We start from the raw sequence: 15,323 nt of genomic DNA on the forward strand, positions 1-15,323 counted from the left end.
ATAAAAGATAAAGATGAAAAATTCATTTAAAATATTATTAGCATCGGGCGTTTTACTGCTTTCTTTAAATTCTTGTAAGAAAGATGCTTTAAATTTAAAGCCGACTAATGATGCAACTGCTGATGTTGTTTATGCAACGCCTGCAGGTTATAAAAATAGTTTGGTAAAATTATATGCTACATACTCGTTAACTAGTCCATCAGGTTCGGATGCTAGTGATGTAGGTGGTTTAAATGCTGGTTTCGCAGATTTTTTAAGGTTGTTCTGGACTTCGCAAGAGTTAACAACTGATGAAGCCATTTGCGCATGGGGCGATACAGGCATTCCTGAATTAGATTATTCTACACCAAGTGTTGATAATCAGTTTTTAAGAGGTTTGTATTCGAGAAGTATTTTACAAATTACATTTGTAAACGAGTTTCTTCGCGAAAGTACACCAGAGAAATTAGCGAGTCGCAACATTAGCGGTGCTGATGCTACAGCGATTGCTAAATACCGTTCAGAAGCACGTTTTTTACGGGCATATCAATATTGGGTATTAATGGATGCTTTTGGTAATCCACCTTTTGTTACTGAAAATGATGCAATTGGTAAAGTTGCGCCTCAGCAAATTCAAAGAGCTGCTTTATTTAATTATGTAGAGTCTGAGTTAAAAGCAATTGAAGCAGAATTACCTGAGCCACGCAGCGAATATGGTCGTGCTGACAAAGGTGCTGCCTGGGCATTGCTTGCGAGAATTTACTTAAATGCTCAAGTATATTCAGGAACAGCTAAATACACAGAAGCCATTACTTATGCTAGTAAAGTAATAAATGCAGGTTACAAGTTGAAACAAAATTACATGGATTTATTCAGAACGGATAATAATGTAAATAACTTAGAAACCATTTTAAGCATTAATTATGATGGGGTTAATGGTACCAACTACGGAGGTACAACTTTCTTAATTAACGCAGGTATTAACGGCGATATGAATCCAGCATCTTATGGTGTGCCAAATGGTGGTTGGGGTGGTAACAGAACCCGTGCTAATTTGCCTGCTTTATTCCCCGATGCTAATGGTACTTTAGATAAACGTGGTGCTTTCTTTGGTTCAAAAAATGGTATTGATGATATTGGCGTATTTACAGATGGTTTACGTGTTACTAAATTTAAAAACGTAAGTTCAACTGGTGTAACGCCTCCATCATTAAATGGAACATTCAGTTCGTTAGATTTTCCAATTTTCCGTTTAGCTGAGCAATATCTTATTTACGGCGAAGCGGTAATGCGTGGTGGTACCGGTGGTTCAACGGCACAGGCCTTAAATTATGTAAATGAATTACGTACCCGTGCTTATGGAAACGCTTCTGGAAATGTTACGGCATTATCTACAGATTTTTTCCTGGATGAACGTGGTCGTGAATTATACTGGGAAGGTCACCGCCGTACAGATTTAGTGCGTTACGGAAAATACACAGATGGAAGTTATTTATGGCAATTTAAAGGTGGCGTAAAAGCTGGTACAGCATTGCCTGCATATCGCAATTTATATCCGCTGCCAACAGCAGATTTAATTGCTAATCCAAATCTGAAACAAAATACTGGTTATTAATCTCAATCATTCAAAAGATATGAAATCAATTTTCTTAAAATCCTTAGCATTAAGCTTAATCGCTGTATCGCTATGGTCTTGTAAAAAGGATGAAACTAGAGCAGTTGCTACATCAGGTAATGGTGGTGCTTTGCAAGCTTCTGCTACCAATGTAGTATTAGATAAATCAAAACTAACTACAACAGTTGTAACATTTAGCTTAACTGAAGCGAATTTCGGTTATCCGGCAGCAGTTACCAATACCTTACAAATGGCTGCAAAGGGCACTAATTTTGCTGCTCCAAAAGAGGTGTTAATGGATGCAAAAGTTGCTTCTAAAGCTTACAACGGGTTAGATTTTAATAACCTATTACTTGCTTTAGGTATTCCTACCACAACAAATACAGATGTAGAATTCAGAATAAAATCTTCTATTTCTGCAACTGCGGCACCGGTTTACAGTAATGTTGTAACCATAAACACTAAACCTTTCCCATTAACTTCCTGGATTTATGTACCAGGTAATTATCAGGGATGGAATCCTGCAAGTGCAGATAGTTTGGTATCAGTTACCGGTAATGGCGTTTATTCTGGCGTAATTAAATTTGATGGACAGAACTTCAAAATAACACCTGCAAAAAAATGGGATGTTGCTTATGGAAATGCTGGCGGTGGTAAATTAAGTACTTCTGGAGGTGATATCAGTTCTGTTTCTGCAGGATTTAAATTACTTACCGTTGATTTAAACACTTTGGTTTACACTATTGCTGATGCAGATTACTGGTCGATTATTGGAAACGCCATTCCTGGAAGCAACTGGTCTGTAGATACAGATTTAAAAGCTACTAACGATGGTAACAATACATGGACAGCTACTGTAGCATTAACTGCTGGTGAGTTCAAATTCAGAAAAAATCACGATTGGGGAACAAGCATCGGTAACGGTGGTGGCAATATTGTTATTGCAGCTCCTGGTAACTACAAGCTTGTGCTAACGGTTAGTGCCGATGGTAAAGGCGGTACTTACACAGTAACAAAATTATAATTATCAATCCCCTGCAATTTAATTTGCAGGGGATTACTGTTAATTTCCTAAAGCATTTAATATGTTCAGTTCCATTTTACCTAAGGAAACTAATCTTGTTTCAAATTTAAATGCTCAATCTAATTTTCTGGTAACACTGCATCAATCAGTTTCATGCGTGTTCAACAATACTAGAATGAAAAACTCTTTAATATTATTGATAGTACTGTTTTTAAGCACAAATCTTTTTGCTCAAAAATTAGAACGCATTGAGCCGATGTTTTGGTTCTCGGGGATGAAAAACCCTAAATTACAATTGCTTGTTCATGGCGAAAATATCGCTGCAAGTAGCATAAGCCTATCTTATCCGGGTGTAAAACTGGTTAAGATTAACAAAGTTGAAAATCCTAATTACCTTTTTGTCGATTTAGAAGTTTCTGCATCAGCAAAACCGGGTAAATTTCCTATAAATTTTTCTGCCAAAGGCGAAAAACTATTTTCCTATACCTACGAATTAAAAAATCGTGATAAAAGTGCAAACCGCATTCAAGGCGTAACACAAAAAGATTTTATTTACTTATTGATGCCAGACCGTTTTTCGAATGGCGATAAAAGTAATGATGTTGTGCAAGGTTTAGCTGAAACTGCATTAAACCGCGATAGTATGTATTATCGCCATGGCGGCGATTTGCAAGGCGTAATTAATCATTTAGATTATTTAAAAGATTTAGGCATTACAACCGTGTGGATGACCCCCGAAATCGAAAATGATATGGAAAAAGCTTCGTATCATGGTTACGCTGCAACAGACCATTATAAAATAGATCCTCGCTACGGAACAAACGAATTATTTAAAAAGTACGTAGAAACTGCTCATGCCAAAGGCATGAAAGTTATTAAAGATATTGTGCACAATCATATTGGCACCGGACATTGGTTTTTCAAAGATTTACCGATGAAGAATTGGGTGCATCAATGGCCAAAATATACACAAACAAGCTATCGCGACCAAACCGTTATGGATACACATGCTTCTGAAGCAGACCGTAAAAGAATGTTAGATGGTTGGTTTGTACCATCAATGCCAGATTTAAATCAAAACAATCCTTACGTACAAAATTACCTGACGCAAAATCACATCTGGTGGATTGAATATGCAGGAATTGATGGATTGCGTTTAGATACTTATCCATATAACGACCCTGAGTACATGGCAGATTGGGCATTAAAACTAAAAGCTGAATTTCCAAACTTATCTGTATTTGGCGAAACTTTCGTTTCTGGTGTGGCTAATCAAGCATACTTTACTGGCGGCAATACAGTAAATCGTGGTTTTGATACACATTTGCCCGGTATTACCGATATGGCAGTGAAAGAAGGTATTTATGAAGCGCTTAATGGTAAAAACGGCTGGACTGATGGTATTAACCGTTTATATGATGTTGTTGCTCACGATTTCCTTTACAAAGACCCAACATTAAACTGTATTGCTTTGGATAATCATGATATGAGTAGATTTTACTCCGTGGTTAATGAAGATTTTGATAAATATAAAATGGGTATGGCACTTCTGCTAACCATGCGTGGCATCCCGCAAATGTATTACGGAACAGAAATTTTGATGAAAAATTTCTCTAATCCAGATGGTTTGGTGCGTTCTGATTTTCCTGGCGGATGGGAGGGTGATAAAAAGGATAAATTCATCTCCAATGGCAGAACCAATAAAGAAAATGAAGCCTTTAACTATGTTAAAACACTGGCTAACTATCGCAAAAATAGCATGGCTCTGCAAAGTGGTAAATTAATGCAATTTGTTCCGGAGGATGATATTTATGTATATTTTCGTTATAACAATACAGCGAAAGGGACTGTAATGGTTATCTCGAATAATACGGAAAAGGAAAAAACATTAGCTACTGAGAGATTTGCAGAACGTATATCAGGAATATCTACAGCTAAAAACATTATAACCAACCAATCTGTATCAATTAAAGAAATTAAAGTACCTGCAAAAACAACTTTGGTTTTAGAATTAAATTAGTCATTCATTGCCGTTGACTTCAGTCAACGGAATTTAAAAATTACAATGCAACAAACATCTCACATTTCACCTATTACATCACCCATCAAAGCCTGTCTATTCGATTTAGATGGCGTTTTGGTTGATACAGCAGTTTACCATTACAAAGCCTGGAAGCGCCTGGCAAATACCATGGGTTTTGATTTTACTGAAGAACAAAATGAGCAATTGAAAGGGGTAAGTCGCGTTGAAAGCTTAAACAAGATTTTGGCCTGGGGCAAGGTAGAAAAAAGCGATGCAGAGAAAGATGAACTGGCAACTTTAAAAAACAGTTGGTATGTTGATATGATTACCAAAATGACACCATCCGAGGTTTTGCCTGGAACTGTCGATTTTTTAACCGAAATTCATAAAGCAGGTTATAAATTAGCTCTAGGTTCGGCAAGTAAAAATTCAGGAATCATTTTAGAGAGAACAAATCTTGCACATTTCTTTGATGAAATTGTAGATGGTAACATGGTGACTAAATCAAAGCCCGACCCCGAAGTTTTTTTAAAAGGAGCCGAACTTTTAGGTTTCAAACCTGAGGAGTGTGTGGTTTTCGAAGATGCGGTTGCAGGTGTAGAAGCCGCAAAATGTGGCGGTATGAAAGCCATTGGTATTGGCGAAAAAAGTGTACTTACAGATGCAGATGTGGTGGTAAGTGGATTAGATAAATTAACGGTTAAAGATTTAGAAGAATTATAAAAGTATCAGGTATAAAGTAGCAAGTATCAAGTCAGGGTTAACTAAAAATATCCAGTCTCTTGCTTTCTGAAATACACTACTAAAGTTGATATTATAAAGATTATGAAATTAAGGTTTAGGTTAAGTCTTGCTACTTAATACTAACTACTTGATACTAGAATATGAAGAATTACATTAAGGCAGATGAGTGGAACATTATCGAAGAAGGCTTTGATCCACATTTAAATAAAATTTCGGAAAGTATTTTCAGTTTGGGTAATGGCCGAATGGGCCAGCGTGCCAATTTTGAAGAAACTTACACTGGCGAAACTTTGCCTGGAAACTACGTTGCAGGTGTTTACTATCCTGATAAAACCCGTGTTGGATGGTGGAAAAACGGTTATCCTGAATATTTTGCAAAAGTTTTAAATGCGGCAAACTGGGTAGGTATTGAAGTAAAATTAGATGATGAAATTCTGGATTTAGCTACTGCTGAAGTTAGTGATTTTAAACGTGTGCTAAATATGCATGCGGGTGTTTTAGAACGTACATTCACTGCAAAATTAAAAAGTGGCAAAACGGTAAAAGTTAAAGCTAGTCGTTTTTGCAGCATAGCTGATGATGAAGTTGGCGCCATCCGCTACAGCATCACAGCATTAGATTTTGATGGTAAACTAACTTTAACACCGTTTATTGATGGCGATGTTAAAAATCAGGATAGCAACTACGATGAAAAATTCTGGGATATGGTTTCTGATGAAATCACAGGAACAGAAGCTTACATTAAATTAAGAACAAAGAAAACAGAGTTTGAGGTTTGCACCGGAAGCAATATCGAATTGTTCAAAAATGCTGAGAAAGTTACTATCAATCCAGAAGCAGTTCGTAAAGAAAAATTTGTCGGACAAACTTTTTCTGTTGATGTGAAATCGAACGATGAAATTACTTTAGTTAAAATTGCAGCTAATTTATCTTCAGAAAATTACCCAAAAGAAGCACTGCTAAAAGAAGCTAAATCAGTTATCGCGAAAGCAACGGATAAAGGTTTTGATACCTTATTGCAAGAGCAAAGCCAGGCTTGGGCGAGCAAATGGGAAGAAAGTGATATCGTAATTGAAGGTGATGTTTCGGCTCAGCAAGCAATCCGTTTCAATATTTTTCAGTTATTTCAAACCTATACAGGTAAAGACGACAGACTGAATATTGGTCCGAAAGGTTTTACCGGCGAGAAATATGGTGGTTCTACATATTGGGATACCGAAGCATATTGTGTGCCTTTTTACTTAGCTACTGCTCCGCAGGAAGTAAGTAAAAACTTATTAATTTATCGCCACAAACAGCTTGGAAAAGCCATTGAAAACGCAGCTAAATTAGGCTTTTCAGATGGTGCTGCATTGTACCCAATGGTTACCATGAATGGCGAAGAATGCCACAATGAATGGGAAATTACCTTTGAGGAAATTCACCGCAATGGTGCTATTGCTTTTGCCATTTACAATTACATTCGTTATACTGGCGATGAAAGTTATTTATCAGAATATGGTTTGGAGGTTTTAATTGCCATAGCCCGTTTTTGGAAACAACGTGTAAACTGGAGCGGCGAAAAGCAAAAATATGTTATGTTGGGTGTAACTGGTCCGAATGAGTACGAAAACAACGTAAACAACAACTGGTACACCAATTTATTGGCAACATGGTGCATGAAATATGCAACTGAAGCGGCCGAAATTGTAAAAAATCAACAACCAGAAAAATATACAAGCTTGTTAAAAAGCTTAAATTTTGATGATAAAGAATTTGCTGATTGGGCAGATATCATCGAAAAAATGTACTACCCTGAAGATAAAGAACAAGGTATTTTCTTACAGCAAGATGGTTATTTGGATAAAGAGCAAACTTTGGTAAAAGATTTACCTGCAAGCCAAAGACCAATTAATCAGAAATGGAGTTGGGATAGAATTTTGCGTTCGCCATTTATTAAACAAGCAGATGTTTTACAGGGAATATACTTCTTTGAAGAAGATTATGATTTGGAAACCATCAGAAGGAACTTCGATTTTTATGAACCTCGCACTGTTCACGAAAGTTCTTTATCGCCTTGCGTACACAGTATTTTAGCCGCTAAATTAAGTGATGAAGCCCGTGCTTACGAATTTTACTTACGCACAGCCCGTTTGGATTTAGATGATTACAATAACGATACGGAAGATGGTTTGCACATCACCTCTATGGCTGGAACCTGGATGAGTGTTGTGGAAGGATTTGCCGGCATGCGTGTTCGCGATGGCAAATTACAGTTTAATCCTTTCTTGCCAAAACAATGGAAATCGTTCTCGTTTACCATTGGTTTCAGAGGTGCAACTTTAAAGGTTAACATTACAGAAAACGGTATCAACATTAAAAACAATAATGATGTTGAGTTGGAAATTGTAATTAAAAACCACAGTTATAAGTTATCCGGCAACGCCGAAATTGAAGTTAATAACACAGCGTTGGTATGATGAAGGTTGATGGTTTAGAGGTTGAGTGTATAAGGTTTAAACCTCAACCCTTAATAAGTGCAAAGCGTTTTTCGGTTCTAAGCTCATCTCCATTTGAATGGGCTTCGGGTAAGATTTTAGCGTTTTTCATTATCTTTACCATTCTATCTCAATCATCCTTTTCACAAAAAAAGAGTAGAAAAATGAACGATAAACAAATCGTTATATATCAATTGTTACCAAGATTATTCGGAAATAAAAATACTACAAACATCCCTTATGGTACTATAGAGCAAAACGGTTCTGGAAAATTTAATGATATTACCGATAAGGCATTGGATGGCATTAAAGAGTTGCATGCAAATTATGTTTGGTACACCGGTGTAATTGCTCATGCTAGCTTAACTGATTATTCAGCTTATGGAATTAAGGTTGATGATGCCGATGTTGTAAAAGGCAGAGCAGGTTCGCCTTATGCTATTCGCGATTATTATGATGTAAATCCTGATTTAGCGGTTGACGTTAAAAACCGAATGAATGAGTTTGAGGCCTTACTTAAAAGAACTCACGCTAAAAACTTAAAAGTAATTATCGATTTCGTTCCAAATCATGTTGCCAGAAGCTATCATTCTTATGCAAAGCCAAAAAATGTAATTGATTTTGGTGCAAAGGATGATGTTACTAAAGGTTTCAGCACGGCGAACGACTTTTATTATATTCCTGGTAAGCCTTTGGTAGTGCCAACCAACGGGCAAAAAACGCCATTAACTGTTTTGCAGGATGGTAAATTTGATGAAAACCCAGCAAAAGTTACCGGTAATGACGCTTTCACTGCATCGCCAAGATATGACGATTGGTATGAAACCATCAAATTGAATTATGGTGTAGATTATCAAAATGGCAGAAAAGAACACTTCGATCCCATTCCACCGGTGTGGAATAAAATGCGTGATATTTTAGTTTTTTGGGCTAAGAAAGGTGTTGATGGTTTCCGTTGTGATATGGCCGAAATGGTTCCGATTGCTTTTTGGAATTGGGTTATTCCGCAGGTTAAACAAATTAATTCAAACATCATTTTCTTAGGCGAAGCTTATAATCCGCAGGTTTACAAACAATATTTGGAGCAAGGTAAATTCGATTATTTGTATGATAAAGTTGGTTTGTACGATGGCTTGAAACGATTAATTAGAAACGAACCGAATGCAGATGTTGCCGCTATCCGTTATGTATGGCAGAAAGAAAGCGCTGGTTTTGGCAAAAATATGTTGCGCTTTTTAGAAAATCACGATGAAGAACGGATCGCATCAGCAGGATTTGCCGGCAAGGCCGAACTGGCTTTACCTGCAATGGTAGTTTCTGCAACTTTAGGTTCTGGTCCGGTTATGCTTTATTTCGGACAAGAAGTTGGCGAGCCCGGAAAAGGTGCTGAAGGTTTTGGTGGCGATGATAACCGTACTACAATATTTGATTATTGGGGCGTTCCAAATCATCAGAAATGGATGAATGGAGGCTTATTTGATGGTCACAAATTAAATGCTTCGCAACAAAAATTACGGGCATATTATCAACAGCTTTTAAAGGTTACCACACAAAGTGATGCTGTTTTAAATGGCGAAATTTATGATGTGTCTCAATCTGGTAATATGAACAACCGCATGTATGCATTTATTCGCTATTCGGGAAAGCAGCGTTTGTTGGTTGTGGTAAATTTTGATAGAAACCAAACTTTAGAAGCTAATATTGAAATTCCTGACTATGTTTTGAAAGTGAAACATTCATCTCCGGTTACGGATTTATTAACTGATAGAAAATTAAATATTCCGGCAGGAACGAGTATTCCGGTAAAGCTTGAGCCTGTATCGGCACAAGTGATAGAATTTTAAACCAAAAAGCCCAAAGAACGCAAAGATTTTCGCAAAGATTCAAAAGAACAAGCAAGCAGTTTTGCATTCTTCACATCTTTTCACTTTGCATCCTTTGCGGTTAAACAAAACCAGATATAATGAGCTTAAAAACAATATTCGAAAACCCGAAATTAACGCTTGCACAAATCATTAACATGAGTGTTGGTTTTTTCGGAATTCAGTTCGGTTGGGATTTGCAGCGTGCCAACATGGGTCGTATTTACGAAAACCTAGGCGCCAATCCAGACCAGGTACCTTTATTGTTTTTGGCAGCACCTTTAACCGGCCTGCTGGTTCAACCGGTTATAGGTTATTTAAGCGACAGAACCTGGCATCCAAAATGGGGTAGAAGAAGACCATATTTTATGATTGGAGCAATTGTAAGTAGTATTGCTTTAATTTTTATGCCACACAGTAGCGCCTTATGGATGGCTGCTGGTTTGCTTTGGATTTTAGATGTTTTTGGCAATATTGCCATGGAACCTTTCCGTGCTTTTGTTACCGATAAATTACCCGATAGTCAGGTTAATCGTGGTTTTATTATGCAAAGCATGATGATTGGTTTGGGCGGAAGTATTGCATCGGCCTTGCCCTGGTTAATGAATAATGTTTTCGATTTACAAAACACTGCAGAAAAAGGAAACATTCCTGATAATGTTAAATTCTCTTTTTACATCGGCGCATTTTTCTTTTTCGCAGCGGTACTTTGGACGGTTTTTACCACAAAAGAATATCCACCACGCGAAGAAGAACTTACAACGCATAACAATAAAGGCTTTGCAAATGGCGTAAATGAAATTTTTAGCGCTTTAAAAAATATGCCGAAACGCATGCAGGTGGTTTCGTTAGTGCAGTTTTTTACCTGGCCAGGATTATTTTTAATGTGGTTTTATTACACAACTGCTGTTGCCGTAAATGTTTTTGGCGGTAAAGATGCAGCCGACCCGATTTATGCGCAAGGAGCCGATTTCGGAAGTTTAACCTTAGCTTACTATAGCGTAATTACCTTCCTATTCGCTTTGGTTTTACCAAAAATTGCCGATGCTTTAGGCAGGAAAACAACCCATGCATTGTGCTTGCTTTGTGGCGCAATAGGCTTAATCAGCGTAGCCTGGGTACACGATAAAAATATGCTTTATGTATGTATGACAGGTGTGGGCATTGCATGGGCAAGTATTCTTTCTATGCCTTATGCCATGTTAAGCGGTTCATTGCCAAAAGATAAAATTGGAATTTACATGGGTATTTTCAACTTTTTTATCGTGTTACCAGAAATTATTGCATCATTAGGTTTTGGCTGGTTAATGCGTAATGTACTTAATAATGATAGACTTTTAGCCGTTCAGCTAGGTGGAGGATTAATGATTCTCGCTGCTGTGATTTGCTATGTGTTCATCAGAGAACCAAAAAAGACCGATGAAGCTTTAGCTGCAGAATTGGCAATTGAAGAAAATAGATCAGTATAAATAACATTTCGCCATTGCGAGGCACGAAGCAATCTATTTAGTCAGAGAGATTGCTTCGTGCCTCGCAATGACGACCTCCTCCATAAAATTCCCTAACCAAATGAAAAAAATAATCTACCTGCTGTTAATTGTAACGGCATTCAATACGTCCTGCAAAAAATCTTCAACAGATGGCGGCACGGAAACACAAACACCACAACAGCCTTCAACAGATTTACCTGCTGGCGCAAAAGATGGCGTTGCGTTTATCAATAATGGCACATCGGCTATCGTAACACTATTTGCACCGGGTAAAACTTCAGTTTCTTTAATTGGAGAATTTAATGATTGGTCTGCAACTGCTGCTGCAATGAAAAAAACTGCCGATGGCAATACCTGGTGGATTCAAATTGATAACCTAAATCCAAATACAGAATATGCCTATCAGTTTTTTATTGATGGAAAATTAAAAGTAGCCGACCCTTACAGCGAAAAAATACTCGACCCGGATAACGATAAATTTATTTCAGCAAGTGTTTATCCAAATTTAAAAAGTTACCCTACCGGAAAAACAACCGGTAATGTGAGTGTAATGCAAGCAAATCAACCTGTTTACAACTGGAAAAATAATAATTTCGCCCGTCCGGATAAAAACAATCTCGTTATTTATGAAATGCTGATTCGCGATTTCACCACCGAACATAGTTATGCCTCAACATTAAAAAAATTAGATTATCTGGTAAACATGGGGATTAATGCAATCGAATTGATGCCAGTAAATGAGTTTGAAGGAAATTTGAGTTGGGGCTACAATCCATCTTTTTATTTTGCAGCCGATAAATATTATGGTACCAAAACAGCTTTACAAAATTTTATTGATGAGTGTCATGGTAAAGGAATCGCAGTGATTTTGGATATGGTTTTAAACCATTCATTTGGTCAGTCGCCTATGGTGCAAATGTATTTTGATGGTGCTAAACCAACTGCAAATAACCCTTGGTTTAATGTTGACGCCAAACACCCTTTTAATGTTGGCTACGATTTTAATCATGAAAATGCGGCAACCAAAAAGTTTTCGAAAGATGTGATGAAATTTTGGATGCAGCAATATAAAATCGATGGTTTTCGCTTCGATTTATCCAAGGGTTTCACACAAACTCAATCTACTGATGATGCAGTTTTTAGAAAATATGATGCCGGGAGAGTGGCTACCTGGAAAGATTATAACAGTTACATTAAAAGTATCGACCCAAATAATTTTTATGTTATTTTAGAACATTTTGCAGAAGAATCTGAAGAAAAAGTATTAGCTGAGGATGGTATGATGCTTTGGAACAATTTGAACTATAACATGAATGAAGCCACAATGGGCTGGTTAGGAAGTTCTGATTTCTCTTATGGTTTTTACGCCAAACATGGTTTTAGCAAAGCTGATGGATTGATAACTTACATAGAAAGCCATGATGAAGAGCGATTGAACTTTAAAAATATCACTTACGGAAACGCATCAGGAAATTACACGATTAATGGAAATCTAGCAACATCACTAAAACGCCAGGAAATGGCTGCGGCATTTTTATTCGCCACACCCGGACCGAAAATGGTATGGCAGTTTGGAGAACTTGGCTATGATGTAAATATCGACTTTAACGGTAGGACCGGAGAAAAACCTATTAAATGGGAATATTTAAATGAGCCAAATCGTAAAGCTTTATATGATGTATATGCTAAATTAATCAAGCTAAAAAGAAATAACTCCATCTTCAATGCGACCAATTCAACTTATAATTTAACCAGTGGGATTAAATATATTAAATTAACTGATGCTTCAAATACAGTGATTGTTGTTGGTAACTTTGATGTTGTAAGCCAAAATGCAAACATAGATTTTGGCGCATCAGGAAACTGGATTGATGCTTTTGGTGGAAGCATAAATTTAACATCCAACACCTATAATGCAACTTTAGCGCCTGGCGAATACCACGTTTTTAGCAAAGTAGCCTTAAAATAGATATCAATATCAGAAAAGTTAAACAACTATATTTTAACGGTTCTGCCAAAAGCAGAACCGTTTTTTTATTGGTAACATTTTCAATGTTTCTTTGAATTGCAAAAGCTTAGTTTGATATTTATAAACCAAACCAAACTTTTAAATGAAATTCAAAATTATACTGTCAGTATGCTTGCTTAGCAGCTATTTTGCAGGTGCACAGCAAACGCCAAAAAGAACTCCGGCTAAAGAAACCACTACAACATCGCAGGTTACCATTAAAGAAGAGCCAAAACCTGTGGGTAATGAAAGAGCAATTAAAGTAGAAAGTACTGTGGTAACCAACCACAGTGTTACTATTGGCGGCAAATCTGTTCCGTACAAAGTAACCACAGGAACTTTACCCGTGTGGGATGAAGATGGAAAGGCAATTGCAGGTTTGTTTTATACATACTACGAAAGAAGTGATGTTCAAAACCGAGATAAAAGACCTTTAGTGATTTCATTTAATGGTGGTCCGGGTTCTGCTTCTGTTTGGATGCATATTGCTTATACTGGTCCGGTGGTTTTAAATATTGATGATGAAGGTTATCCGGTACAACCCTACGGTTATAAAGAAAATCCTTATTCTATTTTAGATGTGGCCGATATTGTTTACATCGACCCTGTAAATACCGGTTACTCAAGAGCGGTGAGCAAAGATATTCCGGGTAGTAAATTTTTTGGCGTAAGGGCTGATATTAAATATTTAGCCGAATGGATTAACACCTTTGTAACCAGAAATAACCGTTGGGCATCGCCTAAATTTTTAATTGGCGAAAGTTATGGTACTACACGTGTTTCCGGACTTGCTTTAGAACTTCAGAACAATCAATGGATGTATTTAAATGGCGTAGTTTTAGTTTCGCCGACCGAACTAGGCATTGAACGCGGCGGACCAGTTGAGGCGGCTCTGCGTTTGCCTTATTTTGCGGCTACTGCATGGTACCACAAAGCTTTGCCTGCAGATTTACAATCGAAAGATTTAACGGCAATGCTGCCCGAAGTAGAGCAGTTTACAATTAACGAAGTTATTCCGGCAATTTCTCAGGGTGCAATGTTAGGCGCCGAAAAGAAAAAATCAATAGCAGCTAAAATGGCTCGCTACTCAGGTATTTCTGAAAAGGTTTTTATCGATTATAATCTCGATGTGCCAACCAATTTCTTTTGGAAAGAACTTTTAAGAGATAAAGGTTTCACCGTTGGTCGTTTAGATTCTCGCTACAAAGGCGTTGATAAAATGGCTGCAGGCGATGGTCCGGATTATAATGCCGAACTAACTTCATGGTTACATTCGTTTACGCCTGCTATAAATATGTACCTCAGAAATGAGCTGAATTACAAAACCGATTTAAAGTATAATATGTTTGGCTCTGTGTACCCATGGGATAATTCTGGCGATAAAACCGGAGATAACTTACGCCAGGCAATGGCCCAGAATCCTTTTCTACATTTGTTGGTTCAATCGGGTTATTACGATGGCGCCTGCGATTATTTTAATGCAAAATATAGCATGTGGCAATTAGATGCTGCGGGCAAACTGCAAGATAGGATGAGCTGGGAAGGTTACCGTAGCGGGCACATGATGTACCTGCGAAAAGATGATTTAAAAACCTCAAACGAACATGTTCGCGAGTTTATAAAGAAGGCATTGCCAAAGGCAGGCGAGGCGGCTAAATTTTAGATCAGGATTTTTAAGGATTAATGGATTTTCAGGATCATATAGATTAAAATTAAATCTGCGAAAATCTGAGAGAAAATCTATTAAAATAATTTGAAGCGCAAAAACAGTACAACTATTAATCGTTCGTCCTGCTTTGCGCTTCAATCTTTTTGTCATTGTTACACTTAGTCTGTCCGCTACTGCACCAAAAAGTATTTCCGCTGCAATCAGGGCTATTTTACATAGGCTTTTGAAAGTAAAACCTCTCATAGTTGTAAAGACTTTTGTAATCTAAACCTGATTGTACGAATCCCGATTCTTCATCGGGAGCAGGGAAAGCAGGACAGAACCTAAGTATTTGGCAGTGCAATTGCTTTTCAAAAAATTATTTAAATTGAAGCGCTTTTGCTTCTTCTAAATAAATTATGAGTGTTAATAAAACACTAACTATCGCAAACT

9 protein-coding genes are annotated in these 15,323 nt (G+C 37.3%); all 9 read left to right on the forward strand.

The window, feature by feature from the left end; genetic code table 11:
• The first annotated feature begins 13 nt into the window (after positions 1–13).
• Positions 14–1,594, forward strand: coding sequence for a RagB/SusD family nutrient uptake outer membrane protein (locus LUA90_RS13070; RefSeq protein WP_231464317.1), 1,581 nt, complete (start codon positions 14–16; stop codon positions 1,592–1,594).
• A 19-nt stretch (positions 1,595–1,613) separates the two neighbouring features.
• On the forward strand, positions 1,614–2,618 hold the full coding sequence (locus LUA90_RS13075; protein WP_231464314.1) for a SusE domain-containing protein: 1,005 nt from the start codon (positions 1,614–1,616) through the stop codon (positions 2,616–2,618).
• 175 nt (positions 2,619–2,793) lie between these two features.
• On the forward strand, positions 2,794–4,638 hold the full coding sequence (locus LUA90_RS13080) for a glycoside hydrolase family 13 protein (RefSeq protein ID WP_231464312.1): 1,845 nt from the start codon (positions 2,794–2,796) through the stop codon (positions 4,636–4,638).
• 45 nt (positions 4,639–4,683) lie between these two features.
• Entirely contained in the window at positions 4,684–5,364 is a 681-nt protein-coding gene (gene pgmB, locus LUA90_RS13085; protein ID WP_231464310.1) for a beta-phosphoglucomutase, read from the forward strand.
• A 161-nt stretch (positions 5,365–5,525) separates the two neighbouring features.
• Positions 5,526–7,844: a glycoside hydrolase family 65 protein gene (locus LUA90_RS13090; protein WP_231464306.1), complete on the forward strand. Its 2,319-nt coding sequence runs from the start codon at positions 5,526–5,528 to the stop codon at positions 7,842–7,844.
• On the forward strand, positions 7,841–9,706 hold the full coding sequence (locus LUA90_RS13095) for an alpha-amylase family glycosyl hydrolase (RefSeq protein WP_231491211.1): 1,866 nt from the start codon (positions 7,841–7,843) through the stop codon (positions 9,704–9,706). Before LUA90_RS13090 ends, LUA90_RS13095 begins: the two co-directional genes overlap by 4 nt.
• A 119-nt stretch (positions 9,707–9,825) precedes the next feature.
• The gene (locus LUA90_RS13100; RefSeq protein ID WP_231464303.1) at positions 9,826–11,193 is read left to right on the forward strand and encodes an MFS transporter; all 1,368 of its coding nucleotides are present in this window, start codon (positions 9,826–9,828) and stop codon (positions 11,191–11,193) included.
• Positions 11,194–11,293: 100 nt separating this feature from the next.
• Positions 11,294–13,183 carry an alpha-amylase family glycosyl hydrolase gene (locus LUA90_RS13105; protein ID WP_231491212.1) on the forward strand — a complete coding sequence of 630 codons (1,890 nt, stop codon included), beginning with the start codon at positions 11,294–11,296 and terminating at the stop codon, positions 13,181–13,183.
• 142 nt (positions 13,184–13,325) lie between these two features.
• Positions 13,326–14,885: a S10 family peptidase gene (locus tag LUA90_RS13110; protein ID WP_231491213.1), complete on the forward strand. Its 1,560-nt coding sequence runs from the start codon at positions 13,326–13,328 to the stop codon at positions 14,883–14,885.
• Positions 14,886–15,323 lie beyond the last annotated feature (438 nt).

It is taken from the genome of Pedobacter sp. Leaf170 (genome assembly GCF_920984665.1).
Classification (GTDB): domain Bacteria; phylum Bacteroidota; class Bacteroidia; order Sphingobacteriales; family Sphingobacteriaceae; genus Pedobacter.

Excerpts from the sequence above, each read along its gene's own strand:
- LUA90_RS13070 (WP_231464317.1), top strand. The coding sequence starts at position 14 with ATGAAAAATTCATTTAAAATATTATTAGCATCGGGCGTTTTACTGCTT.
- LUA90_RS13075 (WP_231464314.1), top strand. The coding sequence starts at position 1,614 with ATGAAATCAATTTTCTTAAAATCCTTAGCATTAAGCTTAATCGCTGTA.
- LUA90_RS13080 (WP_231464312.1), top strand. The coding sequence starts at position 2,794 with ATGAAAAACTCTTTAATATTATTGATAGTACTGTTTTTAAGCACAAAT.
- pgmB (WP_231464310.1), top strand. The coding sequence starts at position 4,684 with ATGCAACAAACATCTCACATTTCACCTATTACATCACCCATCAAAGCC.
- LUA90_RS13090 (WP_231464306.1), top strand. The coding sequence starts at position 5,526 with ATGAAGAATTACATTAAGGCAGATGAGTGGAACATTATCGAAGAAGGC.
- LUA90_RS13095 (WP_231491211.1), top strand. The coding sequence starts at position 7,841 with ATGATGAAGGTTGATGGTTTAGAGGTTGAGTGTATAAGGTTTAAACCT.
- LUA90_RS13100 (WP_231464303.1), top strand. The coding sequence starts at position 9,826 with ATGAGCTTAAAAACAATATTCGAAAACCCGAAATTAACGCTTGCACAA.
- LUA90_RS13105 (WP_231491212.1), top strand. The coding sequence starts at position 11,294 with ATGAAAAAAATAATCTACCTGCTGTTAATTGTAACGGCATTCAATACG.
- LUA90_RS13110 (WP_231491213.1), top strand. The coding sequence starts at position 13,326 with ATGAAATTCAAAATTATACTGTCAGTATGCTTGCTTAGCAGCTATTTT.